The organism is Clostridium sp. AF12-41, assembly GCF_003461685.1.
Lineage (GTDB): Bacteria > Bacillota > Clostridia > Lachnospirales > Lachnospiraceae > Otoolea > Otoolea fessa.
The window spans coordinates 66114-85810 of the sequence record NZ_QTXO01000006.1 but is presented as its reverse complement, the minus strand read 5'-3'; the positions used below and the strand labels follow the sequence as shown (position 1 = coordinate 85810).

Here is a 19697-nt window from a genome sequence, read left to right as displayed (position 1 = left end):
ACCAATCTGAGGCTAGTTACCAACTACTTACTCTATCTTTTCTTCTAACCTCTCAGCCTCTCTTCAATCTCCTCCATCTCCGGAATTGCCGAGATTCCGCCGCGGCGTTCGACGCACAGGCTTGCCACTGCGTTGCCGACCCTGCCAAACTGAATCATCTGCGCCCGGGTCAGGTGTTCCGGCGAGGTTTCTTCCTGCAGATAGGAAGCGAGAAAACCTCCCCAGAAGGAATCACCAGCGCCGGTTGTATCGACCGCATGGGAGGAAAAGCCCTCCGCTTTTACGATTCCATTTTCATTGCCGATCAGGGCGCCATCTCTTCCGAGCGTCACTGCCACCAGGTGCACCCCCTGACGGAGCAGATACTGAATCGCTTCCTCCGGGTCCTGATACGGGGTCAGAAGCGAGATTTCTTCATCAGAAATCTTCATCATATCTACATAGGGAATCAGCGACTGCATCCGAAGCTGTGCAGTCTCCGGATCACTCCAGAGCGCCGCCCGGTAGTTCGGATCGTAGGAAATCACCGCACCGCTGTTTCTAGCAATATTGATCGCCTCATAGGTTGCCGTCCGGGATGGATCATCGGTCAGCGACAGGGAACCGACATGAAATACTCTCGTATTTTCCAGGATCTCCGGATCGATCTCTTTCATGCACAGATTCGTATCTGCCCCCGGCTTCCTCGCAAAGGCAAATTCGCGCTCCCCGTTTTCTTTCAGGCTTACAAATGCAAGCGTGGTAAAATACTTCTCATCCTGAATCAGGTTGTCCGTATTGATACCTGCCCGGATCAGGGTTTCCTTCAGGAAATCACCGTGCATATCCTTACCCACCTTGCCAATAAATGCTGTCTTCCTTCCAAATTTCGCAGCCGCCGCCAGCAGATTGGCCGGCGCACCTCCCGGATTCTGCTCAAACAGACGCATTCCCTGCTGTGAAACGCCTGCTGGAGTAAAATCAATCAGAAGCTCTCCCAGCGCTGTGATGTCTGTTTTTATTCTCATACGAATCATCCTCCGTATTACAAGTTATATCAATGGTGCCGCCATCCAGCCCTCTCACAGGCGGACAGCCACATCCGTTCGTCTCTCACAAGGAATTTTACTTCCGAATCGCGATATTTGCAAATTCTACTTTCGCATCCTGCACCAGCAGACCGATCTCGTACTCCGGTTTCCGGAAAATACGATATGTAAATGCCACCTGCTCGCCCACAAATACCTCTACCATGTCATGATCCACCGAAATCTTGACGTCGATTGCCGCTCCATTTTCAATCGCAAAGGTTTTCTCTGCCACGCGCACGCCATCCGGTCCCGGTTCCGTTGCCTTCGGAACCGCCTGGCAGGACTGCTCCCAGAACGGGTCAACTCCCATCGGCAGGGACAGAAGAGACACTCGCTGCATCGCCACATCAAACTCTAAGAACAGGCAGCCGCTTGCCTCCCAATCAGATTTCAACAGGATTCCGAAGGAATCATTCGCTTCTTTCGGGATCACCGTGCCGGTAAACAGGAACTTTTCTTCCGGCTGCTCCAGGAAACCATATGAGGTTGTCCCGCATCCATCCAGCTCAACCGTTGTATCTCCATACAGCTTATATTCTCCCATGACTGGGAGGTATTTCCAGTCAACTTTCTCTTTAAAGCAGTTTACATATTCTTCCGGAAGCTTCACGTCCAGCTGTCCGTCTGCCGTTGCAACGACCTCATGCGGAATACAGAACGTGCCACCCCAGTACCACTCGCCGCGGTCGCTGTTTTCTGCACGGTCATGCGCCCAGGCAAAATAGAAACGGCGCCCGTTGTCATCCTGCATGGATTTAGCTGCATAGAAGCGGCGTCCGCCGATGCCGTCTTTCTTCGGCTTTTTCCACGGTCCAAACGGAGATTTGGAAGTGCGGTAAATCGTGTTGACAAACTCGGAAAAGCGGGAATAGGAAAGATACCAGGTATCGCCTATCTTGTACATCTCGCTGCATTCCGGACAATTCGTATTGCCTGCCGAATACAACGGACCATAATACTCCCAGTTTACCAGATCTTTCGAGCGATACAGGACGATACAGCCGCGTCTTGTCACCGGCATATCCAGCCGTCTCGCCGAGATCAGAATCCAGTAGCATTTATCTTCCTCATTATAAAATACATACGGATCACGCCAGTCCAGCTTTTCATATAACTCTATCATCGGCGTGATAACCGGGTTTGCCGCGTCCTTCGTCCAGGTGATACCATCCTCGCTCGTCGCATGGCAGATCGTCTGCTGATATTCTGCCGTCAGGCAGTAACCCGTATAGAATGCGTGATATTTTCCTTCGCCGTAGATAACCGATCCCGTCCACACGCCGGACGCATCCGGCTCATCGCCCTCGCCCGGATACAGTGCTGTCGGCAGCTCCTCCCAGTGCACCAGATCCTCCGAAACAGAGTGGCTCCATGTAGTACGCAGTCTAGCCGGATATACCGTGGTTCCTGGCGGGGATGTCAGTGAAAAAATATGATATTTACCTTCATGATAAAACGGAATCGCATCACCGGTCGAATCCGCAAATGACATTTTTCTGAAAAAATCCATTCTTCTCTCCTTGCCTTTCTAAATGTACTTTTGGAATTATTTCTTTTTTCTGAGGAGTGCCAGATTGCCCTTCTGAGAATCCAGTACAACCGCGCAGGCAATGATCAGACCTTTTACAATCAGCTGCCAGTAGGAGCTGACGCCGATCAGATTCAGACCATTGGAAATAATACCGATTACCATCGCACCGAATACTGTGCCGCTGATGCGTCCGCGTCCGCCTGCCATGGAGGTTCCTCCGAGGACGCAGGCTGCAATCGCATCCATCTCATAACCGCTTCCGACGGACGGCTGTCCGGAATACATTCTTGATGCCAGAACCAGACCTGCAAACGCCGCCAGGGCGCCGGACAATGTAAACACGATGATCTCGACTTTCTTGATCGGAACACCTGAGAGACGCGCCGCCTCACGGTTTCCGCCGATCGCATACACATAGGTACCAAATTTTGTTTTAGAAAGCAGAAAACTAAATACGATAATTAAAATAACCATATAGACAACCGGCAGCGGAATAATGTTAAAGAGATAACCCGTTCCGATTGCAATGAAAAACTTATCCGTAATACGGGTGGACTGTCCGCCCGAATATACATACGCGATACCGTTGCAGACATTCATCATTGCCATCGTAATGATAAATGCCGGAACACGGAATTTCGATACAACCATACCATCAATCAGACCAGCCACAACACCGATGATGATGCCAGCCGCAATCGCCACGCCAATCGGAAGTCCCTGATTAACTACAAATCCTACGGTCAGAGTTCCACTCATCGCTACGATCGCGCCAACTGCCAGATCGATGTGTCCGAGAATAATAATCAACGTCATTCCCAGTGCAATGTATGTATTAATAGAAATCTGTCTGAGCACTGAAATGATATTGCTCGGTGTCAAAAATTTATCGGTTGCCAGTGCGACTACCACACATAAGATAACCAGCACTCCAATAATTCCTGTATTTCCGGTAAATACCGAGAGTACCGAATTGCCTGCTGTACTTTTCTTTCCGTTCATCACTCTTCGCCTCCTGCTGCATACTGCATGATTCTCTCCTGATCCAGTTCTTCTCTTCCAAGCATTCCCGTCATTCTTCCCGCCTTGATGACACATACGTTATCGCACATATTAATGATCTCCGGCAGCTCGCTGGATACCATGATAACGGCGATACCCGCCTTCGCCAGCTCATTAATAACGGAATAAATCTCAAACTTCGCATTGACATCGACGCCTCTCGTCGGCTCGTCCAGAATCAGGACATCCGGCTTGATTGCCAGCCATTTTCCAAGGACAATCTTCTGCTGGTTTCCGCCGGAAAGGCTTCCCGCTTCCACCAGTTCCACCCGGTCTGCCACTGCTTTGATATGAAGCTTTTCTTTATAATAATCAATCACTTCCTGACATTTCCGGTCGCTGATGGCAATTCCGTTAATATAAGAGTCAATCGATGCCAGCGTGAGGTTAAAACCGACCGTATTGCCAAGGACAAGTCCCTGTTTTTTCCGATCCTCCGGCACCAGTCCGATGCCCGCCTTGATTGCCTGGATCGGTGTCGTGAAGCGGACTTCCTTTCCATTTAAAAGAATGGTTCCGCTCTGGTATTTTCTGGCTCCAAAGATACATTCCATGATCTCGCTTCGTCCGGCTCCGACCAGACCCGCAAATCCCAGGATCTCTCCCTTTCTTACCCGGAAGCTGATATCTGAGAACACACCCTCACAGGTTAAATTCTTCACTTCCAACGCCGTTTCTGCATGTCCCAGATCGTTGTAATCTCTGGCATAGAAGCTCTCTAACTCCCGTCCTACCATCATGGCTACCAGCTCGTTCGCATTCGTCTCCGATGTTTTTTTCGTTCCCACATAGGCGCCATCGCGGATGATGGTAACCCGATCCGAGATCCGGAACAGTTCTTCCATACGGTGGGAAATATATATAATGCTTACCTGTTTTGCTTTTAATCTCTCAATGATTCCAAATAACTGTTCTACCTCGTCATTGGAAAGGGAGGACGTCGGCTCGTCCATGACGATGATCCGTCCGTCGAAGGATACCGCCTTTACAATCTCAACCATCTGCTGCTGGGCGATCGTCAAAGATTCTACCAGCGTATCCGGGTGGATATTGACCCCGAGGTTTGCCAGCATCTCGCCTGCCCGGCGGTTCGTCTCCCGCATATCCACGGTGCCGAATTTCGTCTTGATTTCCCGTCCCAGGAACAGGTTCTGCGCGACCGTCAGATACGGAACCAGGACGATCTCCTGATGTATGATTCCGATTCCTTTCTCCTGAGCGTCCGAAACACCATTTATCTCAACTTCCTGACCATTAATCTTGATTGTTCCGCTGTCCGGTTTATAAATTCCTCCAAGGACCTTGATAAGCGTTGATTTACCCGCTCCATTTTCTCCCAGAAGCGCATGAACCTCGCCCATTTCCAGGGAAAAATTGATCCCTGACAATGCATAGATCCCGGAAAAACTTTTCTTGATATCTATCATTTCCAGAATTGTTTTTCCCATAGAACCCTCCGTTTTTTAGAAATGCGGCAATGAACCCCATCGCCGCATTTTCCATGTTTTATTTTATTTCACGTAACTGTTAAACTTCCTCGCAGTCCATTACTGCCAATCGTTCAGAGTCTTCTCTGCCTCTTCTTTCTCTACCAGATGGGAATCCAGATATACTTTCTTCTCATCGATTGTGGTGTCGCCGCCTACATATTTCTCGGCTGCGTCAAATGCATATTCTGCAATCTGAAGCGGAACCTGGCATGCAACTGCGGTGAACTCGCCGTCTAAGAGTGCCTGTTTTCCATCCGGGGATGCATCGATGCTATATACACCGATCTCGCCGGTCTTGTTTGCTGCCTTGATAGCTGCTGCCGCACCCAGGGCAGACGGGTCATTGATACAGAAGAATGCTTCCAGATCCGGGTTTGCTGTGATGATATCCTCAGCCAGTCCCATCGACTGATCCAGCGCTGCACCGCCATCCTGCTGTGCTACAATCTCAAATTTATCTTTCTGATCGCCAAGACCCTCAAGGAAACCATTGACACGATCCACGCAGCTTTCATTGGACGGGAAATCCAGAACTGCAATCTTTGCGCCATCCGGATAATCTTTCGTCATCTGCTCGCCCACTAACTGACCTGCCATGTATGCGTTGGTTCCAACGAACTGTGTCACGAACTGTTCGATATCATCATCGATGACTGCGGTATCTACGTTGAAAATCGGAATGCCTGCGTCTGCAATCTCAGCCAGTCCGGAGGTAATACCTGCGGAGTCAACCGGGATAACAAACACTGCATCGTAACCGCTGTTTGCACAGTCAGATAACTGGCTGAGCTGCTTGTTTAAATCATAATCTGGATCCAGGCAGGTGTAGGAAATGCCGTTTTCCTTGCACAGCTCGCTGAGCTTTGCATCAATGGAACTCTGGAAAGTATTGTTTAAAGTATTCGTACAGAATGCAAACGATAAATCGCTGGTCTTTGCCTCAGCTTCCTGCGTATCTGCCGCTGCCTCAGAAGCATCAGCTGCCGCTGTTGTATCGGTACTGCCGGAAGAGCCGCATCCTGCCAGCATTGCTGCCATCATGCAAACTGAAAGACCTGCTACTGTAAATCTAAGACTTTTTTTCATAAATCTGATCCTCCTCTTACTTCGTCACTGTTTAGTGCATTTCAAACGGATTGTTATAGTTTTCTTTTTATTTTTACGTAAAAATTTTTCTCTCTGGAAGGAGTCTCCCTGTCTGATATCTAGATATTACTCTATTCCATGCCCTTTCGTCAATACTCTTGTGGCATATTGCACTAATTTCAGCGATATATTCATCCTGTTTTATTGATATTTATGCATTTCTACCGTTCCTTTTAATTTTTTACGTAAATTTCATTCATCTTATCGTTTTACCCCAATTTTTGTGCTATAATCAAAAACAGAAATATAAAACTGCGGCAAATCCAAATCCAGCCGCGCAGGAACCGCCGGACTAAATCCGTACCAGCAAGGGGGAGTTTTATGACCATCAAAGAAATCGCCGCAAAGGCAGGCGTCTCCATCGCCACCGTTTCCCATGTTATCAACCATACGCGCTATGTCAGCCCGGAACTGGTGGATAAAATCGAAGCTATTATTGAAGAAAGTGGATATTCTGAAAAAATCAAAAAAAAGGTGCGTAAAATCCGCAGCGGACGCAGTTCACAGATTGTCGCTGTCTTTCCAAATATCAAGAGCGCGCTCTACTGCGATCTGTGCAATCAGCTGCAGTCCTACGCGACCAGCCAGGGCTATCAGTTTTACACCGCCGTCACCAACGACAACCTGGAAGAGGAGAAAAGCATCCTGCAAAACTTAATCTCCAGTGCCAAGACCATCGGCATCTTTCTCTCCCCGGCAAGCAGCAATCCGGCTGCCTATTCATTTCTCTATGAATCCGGTATCCCGTTTGTCTGTGTCGAACGATTCATCGATGACGATGTCACTCCACGGATCCTTTTTGATTACACCAAAGCATTTCACTCCGCTACTTCCTATTTTTTTGAGAGCGGACACGAAAATGTGCTGTTTCTGGTAGAAAAAACAGACAGCCTCGCCAAACAGGACAAGATTGCCGGATATGAGCGGGCGCTTCTCTCCGCCAACCATACCCTGAGCAGTTCCTGCATCGCGGAGATCAATCTGTATCAGTCCAGTGATACCATCAGCCTGAATATTCAGAAAAGCATCACCCGGTATCTCCCCACCGCTATCATCGCCGGTGGAAACCGGCTGACTATGTTTCTTCTCAAGGCGCTGCGGGAGCTGGGAAAAGACTGTCCGCGCGATATTTCCATCATCGGATTTGACGATATGCTCTGGTGCGAGCTGACCGCCCCACCGCTATCCTGCATCCACCGGGACATCGACCAGATGGCAGAACTCGCCTCGCAGGCACTCTTTGACGAGATCAACCACCTCTCCGGCGCGCCTTTGACCCGCTATGCAGATGTAGAGCTGATTTTGCGTGATTCCACCCGGATCATCGACAACGGTCCGCTCGGTGAACACGCCGTCTCCCCGGACAGCATCCGCCTCTCCAAGGAGGAAAAACAGCTTTTGCGAACTGGAAATTACCGCGTCGCCATCTCCTTCCACTACACTGGAACCGCCTGGGCTGCCCTGCATCAGAAAGGCATCCGGGATGAACTGGAACAGTACGGAATCGATATTATTTCCACCATGGACGCCCATTTTGATCCTGCCCTCCAGAATATGCAGCTCGAAAGCATCAAAATGCAACACCCGGACGCCGTCATCGCCATCCCCACCGACGATGTCCAGACGGGTCCGGCATTTCAGGAATTGTCCAAAATGACGCGGCTGGTCTTTTTAAGCAATGTCCCGCAGAATTTCAGCCGGAACAATTACGTCTCCTGTATCTCCGTCAATGAGCGGGAAAATGGCACCAATACAGGGCGCATGATCGGCGAATACCTGAAAGAAAAACCGCACGCCAAAGTCGGCTTCATCATCCACGGCGCCATGTTTTACGGCACTACCGAGCGTGATAACTGTGCCGAAAAAATATTAAGGGAATCCTATCCCGACATTGAAATCACTGCCAGAAAGGGATTTATTCAAATTGAAAATGCCTACAAGGTATGCTATGAGATGATAAACGAGCACCCGGATATCCAGGCGCTCTATGTGAGCTGGGACCGCCCCGCCCTGCTCGCCATCAAGGCCCTGAAAGCTTTGAACCGGACAGATATTGCTGTCTTTACCACAGATCTGGATTTTGAGATTGCAGAAGAAATGAATCAAGGATTTGTAAAAGGACTCAGCACCCAGAGACCATATGACCAGGGAAAAGCGGCTGCTCTTGCAGTCGCCAAATCCCTTGTCAGCAATAACGTCCCCAAATATATCGGCGTGCAGCCCTATGTGGTTCATGAAAAACAGCTGAAACGTGCCTGGAAGGATATTTTCTTTGAGGCACTGCCGGAGGAGCTGGGGGAGAAGGTAACAGTTCACAGGTAGGAATTTTCTGAACTGAAAATTCCGTACGATACAGTTCCGACAGCAGATTTTGCCGATTTGGAATGCGTAGCATCGGCAAAATCCCGTTGCTGGGCACACGTGTGTGAACAGTAACGGGAGAAGCAGATGGGTCAGTAGCTATTTTCCAAACCCATACACCTCTTCCGGATATGGGCGCATCCCGCTTTCTTTTAAAATCTTGCCAACCACTTTCCCCCATGATATGATAAAGTTATTCGTAACAATTCCGTATCTTCAGAAAGGAGCATCATCGATGGCACCCCTAAAAATCCCTGTTGGTATTTCTGATTTTAAAAAGCTGCGCGAAGACGGCTATTATTATATTGATAAAAGCGGGCTGATCGCTGATCTTCTGACGAACAACTCGGAAGTCACCCTGATTACCCGCCCGCGTCGTTTTGGAAAAACACTGGCGATGAGTATGCTTGCCAATTTTTTTGATATTCGAAAAAAAAGCCAGAATCTTTTTACCGGACTTCAAATCGAATCTCGTCCAGATCTATGCCAGGCATGGATGAATCAATTTCCGACGCTCTTTCTGACCTTTAAGGATGTAGACGGACTGGATTATGCTTCTGCCAGGGATATGCTCCGCTCCCAGATTGCCCGTCTCTGCAATGAACACAGCTATCTGGCAGACAGCCCTTCGGTTAATGAAAATGATCGGAAAGAGTTTATACAGCTTGCCGATATTGTCGATGGGAAACCGACGGATACTATGTTAAAAACCAGCATTCTGCTCTTGATGCGTATGATGCAGGCACATTTCCAAAAGCCCGTCATTCTGCTTCTGGATGAATATGATGTACCACTTGCCAAAGCCAGCGCAAATGGTTATTATCCGCAGATGCTGGAACTGATGAAATCCCTCATGAGTACAGCACTGAAAGATAACAGCACCCTGCGTTTTGCCTCTATTACCGGCTGTCTGAAAATCGCAAAGGAAAGTATCTTTACGGGAACCAACAATTTTGTTTCCGACACTATTTCCTCTTCTTCACTGGATGAATATTTTGGATTTACCCAGGCTGACATGGAAAAGCTTCTTCTGGATGCTGATATGCTTGATCGGGATTCGCAAATCAAGGCGTGGTATGACGGCTATCACTTCGGTGCTTCGGATGTCTACTGTCCGTGGGATGTAATGAATTATCTTCTCGACTGCCAGAAAAAGCCAGATGCAAGACCCATCGGTTACTGGAAAAATACCAGCGATAACGCGATCATCCGTTCGTTTATCGACTATGCCGGAAGCAATATCACGATGAAGCTGGAGGCGCTTCTTTCCGGAGGCTATATTCTTCAGCATGTGGAAGAAAATCTGACATATGATTACCTCCATTCCTCCGAAGATAATCTGTGGAGTATCCTGTATCTTACCGGCTATCTGACGCAGGCTCGCATCGATAACCTTCCAGATGGTTTAACTGCCCTGATGATTCCGAATGCTGAAATCCGGGAAATCTTCGAAAGTACCATTTTAAAATGGTTTAACGACAGCGCCAAAACCTGGAATCGGGAACAATTATTTTATGCTGTATGGCACGGCAACACCGACCTGCTCACACAGGAGATGAATGCCCTGCTGCGTATGACAATCAGCTACCATGATTATAAAGAAGATTTTTATCACGCCTTTTTAGCCGGAATTTTTGCCGGAGCCGGATATGTGGTAGAATCAAACCGTGAGCATGGCGAAGGACGAAGCGATGTGGTTGTATATGATCTGCACGGTGGACGAATGGCGATTTTCGAGGCGAAATATTCGAAAACATTTGAAAAACTCAGCGATGACTGCGACAAAGCCCTGCGCCAGATCGATGAACGCATGTATGCAAAAGAATTTGAGGGAAATTATGATGAATTTTTCTGTTATGGAATTTCCTTCTTCAAGAAACGGTGTATGGTAAAGGGGATAGGTAAATAATGCTGGCATCTGTTTTTATACACAAATAGGGGGGGGCTGTCGCATTTACAAATACGCTGGTCGAGCACCCTATTTTATAGCCAAAAGGAGGTAAATGTGGAATCCTTCTATCGGATGGAAGAAGTGATCATTGCGATCCTTCAGGAGATTGCAAAAGCTTAGTATTTAGCACAATATATTGTATTAAAGCCCCGGAATTACAAAACTCCGGGGCTTTTGCTATGAATGTATGAAGTTTTACAGTCTTGAAATGACTGCTTCTACATATTCTTCTGTCGTTGCGGTTCCGTGCAGATCTCTTGTCAGGTGCTTGCCCTCTGCCAACACATCATCCACAGCCTTGCGGATGCGTCCGGCTGTTTCATTTTCACCTAAGTACTCTAACATCATGCAGGCAGACCACAGGAATGCAGTCGGATTTGCCAGGTGCTTGCCTGCAATATCCGGTGCGCTGCCGTGTACGGCCTCAAACATAGCATAGTCAGAACCGATGTTGCTGGATGGAACCAGGCCCAGCCCGCCGATCAGACCGCTGCACAGGTCTGAAAGAATATCTCCGTACAGGTTCTGCATTACCATAACATCAAACTGGTTCGGGTTCATAACAAGCTGCATGCAGGTATTGTCGATGATTTTATCATCGCCTTCAATCTCCGGATATTCCTTTGCGATCTCCTTAAAGATGGAAAGGAACATGCCATCGGACATTTTCAAGATATTTGCCTTATGAATACAGGTTACTTTCTTCCGTCCGTTCTTTTTCGCATACTCAAATGCATCGCGGATAATGCGCTCGCTGGCCTGTCTTGTGACAATCTTAATTGCATGAACCGTATCCGGATTTACCTGCTCCTCCACACCGACATAAAGTCCCTCTGTATTTTCGCGGAAAATCACAATATCTACATTCTTAAACGGAGTTTTTACGGCTGCGTTGGACTTAACCGGGCGGATATTGGCATACAGGTCATACTGTCCGCGGAGTGTTACATTCAAAGAGCGGAAGCCCTTTCCAACCGGAGTTGTAATCGGGGATTTTAAGAGTACTTTGGTGCGCTCAAAGGAAGCATATGCTTCCTCCGGAATCAGGGCACCATTGCGTTTCCACTCATCCTCACCAACATTGAAAATTTCATATTCCAGCGGAGCATCTGCCGCTTTTAAGATTTTTAATACATTATCAACCAGCTCCGGTCCGATACCATCGCCGCGAAATACTGTAATTTTATGACTCATTTCTTTATCCTCCTTCTTGATTTTCCCAATCGTAACTGTTCAGTACCTTCACAGTCACGCGCAAAAATCCATTAAAAATTTCATCGAAAGCTGCCAGAACAGGCTGACAGCTTTTCGAACAAACAACTTTTCAATTAAATTTCCCTTACAGAACAACTGCTACAATCAGGTTATATACCGCACAGCAGATAACGCTGATAGGTACTGCTACAAAGAGAAGACGGTTGAATAAGTGATTTCGGTCCTCCTCGTTTCCGCAGGAACCAAGAATCAGGCTGCCGCCGGATGAGAACGGGCTGATAGCACTGCTCTGGGCACCAAGAATTGTGCAGGCAAAAAGTGCTGCCGGATTTAATCCGGTGGCTGCTGCAAGTCCCGGAATCAGCGGGAACAGGGCCGGTGCTACAACACCTGTTGTAGAGCTGAAGAAACTCATAAATGCACCTACAAAGCTGAATGCCAGCGGAATCAGGGCTGTCGGAACATTAGAGCCAATCCATGCGGATAATGCATCAATGGTACCGGCCTGAACTGCAACGGCGATAAGCATGCCGGCTCCGGCAATCATGAGGATGGTGTTCCACGGAACACGTGCAATCACTTCCTTCTGCGGTGCCAGGTCAAAGAGCAGTGCAATGATGGTAAAGCAGAATGCCACCAGTCCTACATCAACCTTTCCAGCAATTTTTCCAATCAGTTCATTACCAGGAACTGCCATCTTTAAGAGTGGGAATACCAGGACAATTACCATCATCAGAATCATTAAATGCAGGGTTGTTTTCTGCTTTTTATCAAACGGTTCCGGACGGTTAAAGGTTACGCCCTTTCCGATACCGCGGTTACTCTTGAAGCCAAAGCGGAAAATCGCAATCAGAATCAGGGAAAATACAATTGCAAAGGCGAAAATTTTCATTTCATCTACAAAGGAATTCGTTGCTTCAATGGCCGGTTCAGCTTCATAAGCGGTATCAATCAGACCGCGGAATACGACGCCCAGCGAAGCCGTGGGGAAGTTTCCGCCTGCCAGTGCACCGCAGTTGATCGCCACCGCACCGGTCAGCTTGTCCATCTTTGCTTCCTCACAGATAAGGATGGTAATCGGTGCCAGGAATGCCAGAACGGTAAAGTATGCAGCGCCCATAACAGAAAGCACAACTGCTACAAAAAATAACGCAAAGGGAAGCATACCCGGAAATTTACGACACATATAGAGAAGACTGGCCGACATTTTTTCAAGTGTTCCATTCACAGCTGCAAAGTTATAAAACAGTGATACTGACAGGATGACAAACATGGTGCTGACCGGCCAGAAGCCAATCAGCTCTTTTGTTTTTAATCCCATGCCAAAACAACCAATCAAGTATGCAAAGGCAATACAGAAAAATCCCGTATTGATTTTCGTTTTATATCCCAATATAACGGCAACCGCAATGGATGCCACCAAAACTGCACTTAACATATGATGCGTCCCCCTATTCTTCGATGCCCAACAGTTTTGCCGGAATAGTGTGTGTCATATGGTACACCTGCTCCTCCGAAATTCCATGATCTACCAGATACTGCATATATTCCGCCAGTGCCAGCTCCCAATGCGGGTTTTCTGTCTGGCCACCATCGGTATCAACCATGACATTTTTATAGCCAACTTCTTTGATAAGCTCCAGGTTATCTGCCAGATTGCTCTTGTACTTTCCGCCACCCATGTTCTGTGCATAGCAGCGCTCTAAGATAACGTCATAATCCTTTACCAGACGAAGCTGATCCTCATGGCTCATGCCTACAATCCACCATTCCGGATGCGTTACAACGATGTTTTTTACTCCCATATCCCGGGCAGCTTCCACAACAGTGAAAATCTCCTCCGGTGCAATATGTGCGGTTCCCAGTACAGCGTTGTGGTCACGAATCAGCTCCAACACTGAACGCAGCTCCGGTACAATTTTACCATCTTTCACTACTTCCACACACTGGCTCAGATCCTGATTCATCTTCTGCATATGGTTTTTTGCCGACTGGGTCGGAAGCCATACTACCTTAGCACCCAGACGAAGCGCCACATCGACTGCCTTCGGATTGATGCCGCCGACTACCTTGTTTAAGGTAATGCTGCCAAACATCGTAAAATTGTTCGTTTTCCCGTGTACAATCTCGTTGTGGCGGTTGCACAGATAGGCCCGATCCATCGTGGTTCCCTGATGCGTCTTGATGACGATAGCGCGTGCCCCAACCCGGATAGCTGCCTCCATCAGTTCGAAATCATCATACGCCCGCAGACGCAGATCGGGATTCGTGTGAACGTGCATATCTATAATGCCCTTCATTAAATCCTGCTTCATCTTGCTTATTCCTCCTATTTGTAATCGTCCACAGAGGCTTTTTCAAAGCTGCGTTCCCTCGCCGGATTCCTATTCGATTTTCCAGCCGCTGCTTCAGTCTCTGCCATTGATTTTTGCTTGTTTTTATCTTATACTATTTTTGTTATAGGAGAAAGGCAAGATTTATTATACCAGATATCGAAAATTCCGATATCTCGTGAGGGGGATTCTCATGGATTTAAAAGAACTAGACTATATCGTAACCGTCGCTAACGAGGGGAGCATCTCCCGCGCGGCCGAAAAATTGTTTATGGCGCAGTCAAGCTTAAGTCAGGCAGTCCGCCTATTTGAACAGGATCTGGGAACGCCGATTTTCGTCCGCACAGCCCGCGGAGTCCGTCCAACCTCTGCCGGGGAGGCGTTTATTTTCCATGCCAGACAGATTTTACAGCAGTACCAGGAGGCGCGCAGTGAGGCTTCGGATATTGAAAATTTAAAGGGCGGCACCGTCATCTTCGGCATCAGCACCTACCGGGGGACGTACCTGCTGCCGCCGGTTCTGAAAAAATTCCATGCCCTGTATCCACGGGTTCATGTGGAGATCTGTGAGATGGACAGCATTGATCTGGAAAATAAGATTTTAGAGGGACTTTTAGATCTGGCGCTGATCGCCGCGCCGCCGGTTCGAATCAAACACGGTGTGGATTCCCTGATGCGGGATGAGATCATGATCGCCACTACCGCCGATCACCCGGTCATGAGGTTTGCGAAGCCATGCGAATCGGATCCGGAACAGATGTGGATCGACCTAAAGGACACCGCACCATTTGAATATATTCTGGGCCCGCCCAGCACCGTCCTCGGACGGACTGCCCGCCGATCCTTGCGCGAGGCGGGTGTGGAACCTCTGGGACTCGACACCTACCTCTCCGCCTCTTTTGCTGCGGCGATGGCGCGGGAGGGGGTCGGACTCGCGTTTACCTACCGTTCCTGCCGCATCATGCGGGATGAGTTCCGCTATCTGCGGATCGGGAAAGATGGTATTTTCCTCGATCTGGCGCTCGCCTGGCCCGCCGGAAAATACCGCTCGCGGGCGGCGATGGCGCTCGCGAAGCTGTTTCAGGAGATGGCGCCGGAGCTGCTGCGGAGGTAATTTTCTTAAAAAGCTTTTTTCAATCTATCAAAACAGCCGCCCCGCGATTCATTTCATCGTTCGCGGAGCGGCTGCTCTTTTAACTATATTTACTCAAAGCAAACCCGTTCTGCCCCTTCAATCTGAAGAGCGGTCTGGTAGAATTTCGTCAGTGCGCGGATTGCGTACTCAACGTCCTTCACACCTGCCGTTTCGTAGCAGGAATGCATCGCAAGCTGCGGCAGACCGATATCGACGGCATGGACGCTGACCTGCGTGTTGGAAAGGTTTCCAAGGGTGGAACCGCCTAAAATATCACTGCGGTTTGCAAACACCTGAACCGGAACACCTGCCTCATTGCAGACATTCGTAAATACCGCACGGCTGAATGCGTCCGTGGTGTATTTCTGGTTCGCGCTCTCCTTGATGACGATACCTTTGTTCATCCAGGAGCAGTTGACTGCATCCGTCTTCTCCCCGTGGTTCGGGTGAACGGCGTGTGCGTTGTCGCAGCTTACGAGGAAAGAACCGGCAACTGCCTGATAATAGTCCTCCGGTGTCTTGCCAAGTGCGCCGTTGATGCGGTGCAGGACATCCTGTAAGAAGGTGGACATCGCTCCCTGCTTCGTATTGGAACCAACTTCCTCATTGTCGAAGCAGCAGTATACGCTGACATCGCGCTCATTCTTCGCCTCCAGGAATGCTTTCAGGGAAACGTAAGCGCACTGTAAGTCGTCCAGTTTCGGACTGGAAATGAACTCGTCCGCATACCCCCAGATCGTACCCGGCTGGCGGTTTACAAGGAAGAGATCCTTTCCTAAAATATCCTCCGCTGCCACACCAAGCTCTTTCGCAATCATCGCGTCAAACGCGCCTTTTTTCAGCTCACCAGCGGAGAACAGCGGGCATAAATCAACCTGACGGTTGTATTTGTATCCATTGTTCACCTCACGGTTGAAATGAATCGCTACGTTCGGAATGATGAACAGATCTTTATCGATGTACAGAAGTCTCGCGCTCACGCCCTGACCGTCCTTTACCAGCACACGGCCTGCGACAGTCAGAGGGCGGTCAAACCATGTGCTGTCGATCATGCCGCCGTATGCTTCTACATCGAGACGCAGATACTCGCCCGGACCATTTAACTCCGGTACATTCTTGATCTTGTAAGTCGGTGAATCACTGTGGGAGGCGCACATCTGGAAATGGTAATCGCCCAGTTCCTTTCCGACGCGGAACGCAATGATACTGGAATGGTTGCGGATCGTGTAATACGTTCCACCCTGCTTCACGTCCCAGCAAGTTCTCTCCGGCAGATAGGTAAAACCTGCCTCATCCAGCATTCCCTTGATCGTCTCAATCGAATGAAACATACTCGGGCTGTTCTCAATAAAAGTCAATAATTCCTTCGCAGCATTCATCATGCAGACTTCCCTTCTCTCTTCTTAATCGCCGGTAAAATCAGTCCCAGTGCTACCAGAACGACTGGTGTGATGACATTCAGCATGGTTGTGTACAGATCACCCTGTTTGTACATACCTAATAAGCAGCAGGCTGCGGTCAGGATAAAGCACCATGCGCCAAAGCCCAGTGCCACTCCGTTGTTCTTCACAAAACGATACTCGCGCTCAAACTTATCTGAATGTTTGCGAAGCATGAAGTACGCAAAGAATACCCACAGATAACGCATCGGCATGGTAACCGAATTAAGCTGTGTCAGCTGGCGCAGAACCGTATCCGCATTCGGAACCAGAACCTGAGCCAGAATGATGGAACCGGACAGGATGACTACCATCCAGATACCATTGACGTAAGCGCCAAATTTGTTTTTCTTTAAGAGCTTGGTCGGGATGAACTGACGCGCATCCTCGTTGTCAAGCAGCATACGAAGCGGTGCATCGATGCTGACTACCAGCGTCGAGAACTGGCCGATCGCGTTGCAGGCTGCATAAATGATCATAATCAGGTTTCCAACGCCGTAATACTCACCCAGTTTCTGGAATGCCCAGTACTGTCCATTCGCATTGTAAGAGTCAAAATTAGCCTCAACCAAGGATACATCGAACATCATACCCATCGCGATTGTACCGAAGATCGCGCAGACGATTACCATGATCGCTGCAAAAATCATACTCTTCGGGAATCCCTTGGACGGATCCTCTACCTTGTTTACATATGGGGAGATCTTCTCACAGCCGCCGACTGCAAATACAAGGATGGACAAGCTGCTGAAATACTTCCAATCAAAATGCGGAATCAGGTTTTTCAAGCTGAAATCCACCGACAGGTAACCACCGTTCGGATTGATGACCGGTGCAGCAAACATCAGCAGAATGTACAGGATACTCATGACAAACATACTGGTTCCCGCCAGGGTAGCCAGTTTCTTTAACGGGTTTAAGCCGCGGCTTGCAACCCAGCAGAAGAACAGCAGTACCGCAAAGGTAACTAACTGAACCGCTTTCGTGTTAAAGGACGCATACTTCTCTGCGTTCTGGAAAATCATCCAACTCAGCGCTTTCAGACCGCCGGATCCCTTCGATGCGATGTAGGTGACATGGCAAGCCCAGTAGGTCCAACCTGCGTAGTATGCAGCCTTCGCGCCGGTTGTCTCATGAATCCAGGAGCTGACACCGCCGCCCGAATTCTTAAATGCGGAACCAAGCTCTCCGACCATCAGTGCGTACGGTACAAAGTACAGTGCGAACATCAGAATCCAGGAGAAGATAACCTGTGTTCCATTGAAGTATACGAAACCATTTAAAACGTTTCCAAATCCCCAGAGGGTGGAGAAACACATAAAGGAAAGCATATACCACTTGATTTTGTTTTGTTGTGATTTGTTCATATCTTATTTTCTCTCCTTACTGAAAGTATCTTTTTTATTCTCTCATATGCTGCGTTAATTGTCAAAAGTATTTTTTTATTAACCCAGTATTTTCCAGTCCGAATCGGTAGTATTCTGTAGTTTGTGGCTACTTTTTGTTAAATCCATACAATATGCACCTATTTTTTCCCCAAAAAAAGCGGCGATTCGAAAGAAAACGCCGCTTTTTGCCTCTTGTTTTATAAATATTTTATTATATCATTTTCGATATACACAGCTCCTCCAGCGCCACGTTAACCCCCGCGCAGAGGAAGTGCCAGAGACTTAACTTCTGTCCCTACTTCATGTAACCTTTCAGCGCCCACTCATACGTCTCGATCGCCTGCTGCAGGTTCATGTTAGCTGTCTCTTTGTCGATCTGTTTCTCCAGGAAGGAAACTTCCTCGCTCTTGTACTCCAGCTGGGTCGCCATGCCAAGCTCCAGCTTCTTCTGCATCGCATTCATCGTCTGCGTCTCTGCTGCCAGGGACGCATCGGCAAGCTGCAGGGCTGTCTGCTTCTGCATGATGTCGTTGTAGAGTGTCTGCATACCGGAGCGGATCGTCTGCTCCTGGTTCTTGATGGTGCGGTCCATGTTTTTCTTATCAGCTGAACCTTCTGCCATATTGGCATAGCCGCGCTTATTGGACTGTAAGGACAGGTTCTGTTCGAGCGCCGTCTGTGTGTCCGCCGCCAGGTTCATTGCCGCGATCCGTCCAAGATCCGCCTGCGGCAGATCCTGGATATCCGGTTCCGCGTCATAGGTCCAGCCGGTCTGGACGCAGAGCTGCTGGTGCTGGGTCTGAAGCCCCGCTTTCGTCTGTGTCAATGTGGATTGAAGCGACTGCAGCGATTTCTGTGCATTTAACACATCAATCTGGGTCGCCTGACCGAGCTGCTGGCGTTTCTGAGTCATCTGCAGTGTCAGTTCCTGCAGTTCCAGCGATTTCTCCATCAGCGGAATTGTCTTTTTGACCTGATTATACGCCGCAAACGCTGCCTCTACCTGTACCACGACCGCATCCTGGCTATTCATATAGTCCAGACGGTCCATCTCGCTGTCACGGTAGGAGGCATCGGCCGACTGCTGCGTTTTTAATGCATTCTGCTCGACCATCGCCGATGCAGACATCAGGCTGGCATACGCACTTGCCATGCCCGGCACTGCCAGATAATCCTCAATCTGGTCTGCCTGATCCCGCAGGTTATCCGCGCTGTCATACAGGTCATTTGCCTGATTGTACTGCTTATCCTGCACTTCCTTCGCATTCTTTGTATCGCGTCCTGCCTGATAGGTTGTCTGGTTGTTTAAATACGTCGGGTTGTACTCCTGTACCAGATACGGCAGCTCGCTGTATTCCATCACATTGTCCTGAAGCTTCGCCCATGTATCCGCATCGTAGGCGAACTGCGGGCTGGCAGCCAGCGCCGCAAATGATCCCTGCAATACCAGAACCGCTGCTGCCGCTGCGCTCAGAAGCGCCGTTTTCCTTCTTCTATGTTTCATTTCCGGTTCCTACTTCCTTTCTGTTCCCATTCACGTTACGGTTCACGCATACGTGTCCAGTAACGGAATTTG

Annotated in this window: 14 protein-coding genes; 3 read left to right on the top strand and 11 right to left on the bottom strand. The window is 48.8% G+C overall.

What is annotated here, in order from left to right:
* Positions 1-44: 44 nt before the first annotated feature.
* From DWV73_RS10315 to DWV73_RS10295, 5 genes are all read right to left on the bottom strand, one after another.
* Positions 45-1007: a carbohydrate kinase gene (locus DWV73_RS10315; protein WP_181986249.1), complete on the bottom strand. Its 963-nt coding sequence runs from the start codon at positions 1005-1007 to the stop codon at positions 45-47.
* A gap of 97 nt (positions 1008-1104) precedes the next feature.
* Positions 1105-2580, bottom strand: coding sequence for a glycoside hydrolase family 32 protein (locus DWV73_RS10310; protein ID WP_117796628.1), 1476 nt, complete (start codon positions 2578-2580; stop codon positions 1105-1107).
* 36 nt (positions 2581-2616) lie between these two features.
* Positions 2617-3603, bottom strand: a complete 987-nt coding sequence (locus tag DWV73_RS10305; protein WP_107001726.1) for an ABC transporter permease — start codon at positions 3601-3603, stop codon at positions 2617-2619.
* Complete coding sequence (locus DWV73_RS10300; RefSeq protein WP_117796627.1) at positions 3603-5111, bottom strand: sugar ABC transporter ATP-binding protein; 1509 nt, start codon at positions 5109-5111, stop codon at positions 3603-3605. The genes DWV73_RS10305 and DWV73_RS10300 overlap by 1 nt, the downstream gene beginning before the upstream one ends.
* Positions 5112-5210: 99 nt before the next feature.
* A complete protein-coding gene (locus DWV73_RS10295) occupies positions 5211-6239 on the bottom strand; it encodes a sugar ABC transporter substrate-binding protein (RefSeq protein ID WP_117796626.1) in 1029 nt (342 codons plus the stop codon).
* A gap of 381 nt (positions 6240-6620) precedes the next feature.
* On the opposite strand from DWV73_RS10295, the gene DWV73_RS10290 reads away from it, so the two are divergent.
* Both DWV73_RS10290 and DWV73_RS10285 read left to right on the top strand, forming a co-directional pair.
* Positions 6621-8621: a LacI family DNA-binding transcriptional regulator gene (locus tag DWV73_RS10290; protein WP_117796625.1), complete on the top strand. Its 2001-nt coding sequence runs from the start codon at positions 6621-6623 to the stop codon at positions 8619-8621.
* Positions 8622-8895: 274 nt separating this feature from the next.
* On the top strand, positions 8896-10569 hold the full coding sequence (locus DWV73_RS10285) for an AAA family ATPase (RefSeq protein WP_117796624.1): 1674 nt from the start codon (positions 8896-8898) through the stop codon (positions 10567-10569).
* A gap of 237 nt (positions 10570-10806) precedes the next feature.
* Here the strand turns inward: DWV73_RS10285 and DWV73_RS10280 are convergent, their stop codons facing one another.
* The 3 genes from DWV73_RS10280 to DWV73_RS10270 form a co-directional block, all read right to left on the bottom strand.
* A complete protein-coding gene (locus tag DWV73_RS10280; RefSeq protein ID WP_117796623.1) occupies positions 10807-11805 on the bottom strand; it encodes an isocitrate/isopropylmalate dehydrogenase family protein in 999 nt (332 codons plus the stop codon).
* Positions 11806-11950: 145 nt separating this feature from the next.
* The gene (locus DWV73_RS10275) at positions 11951-13264 is read right to left on the bottom strand and encodes an SLC13 family permease (RefSeq protein ID WP_117796622.1); all 1314 of its coding nucleotides are present in this window, start codon (positions 13262-13264) and stop codon (positions 11951-11953) included.
* 13 nt (positions 13265-13277) lie between these two features.
* Positions 13278-14141: a DUF6282 family protein gene (locus DWV73_RS10270; RefSeq protein ID WP_117796621.1), complete on the bottom strand. Its 864-nt coding sequence runs from the start codon at positions 14139-14141 to the stop codon at positions 13278-13280.
* A 211-nt stretch (positions 14142-14352) separates the two neighbouring features.
* Between DWV73_RS10270 and DWV73_RS10265 the strand changes: the two genes are divergently transcribed.
* Positions 14353-15273 carry a LysR family transcriptional regulator gene (locus tag DWV73_RS10265; RefSeq protein WP_117796620.1) on the top strand — a complete coding sequence of 307 codons (921 nt, stop codon included), beginning with the start codon at positions 14353-14355 and terminating at the stop codon, positions 15271-15273.
* An 89-nt stretch (positions 15274-15362) separates the two neighbouring features.
* Here DWV73_RS10265 and DWV73_RS10260 read toward each other — a convergent pair whose 3' ends face one another.
* From DWV73_RS10260 to DWV73_RS10250, 3 genes are all read right to left on the bottom strand, one after another.
* On the bottom strand, positions 15363-16676 hold the full coding sequence (locus DWV73_RS10260; RefSeq protein WP_333493401.1) for a M18 family aminopeptidase: 1314 nt from the start codon (positions 16674-16676) through the stop codon (positions 15363-15365).
* Positions 16673-18100 (bottom strand): amino acid permease, encoded by a 1428-nt coding sequence (locus tag DWV73_RS10255; protein ID WP_107001735.1) that lies wholly within the window; start codon positions 18098-18100, stop codon positions 16673-16675. Before DWV73_RS10255 ends, DWV73_RS10260 begins: the two co-directional genes overlap by 4 nt.
* A gap of 316 nt (positions 18101-18416) precedes the next feature.
* On the bottom strand, positions 18417-19625 hold the full coding sequence (locus tag DWV73_RS10250) for a TolC family protein (protein WP_117796619.1): 1209 nt from the start codon (positions 19623-19625) through the stop codon (positions 18417-18419).
* Positions 19626-19697: the final 72 nt, after the last annotated feature.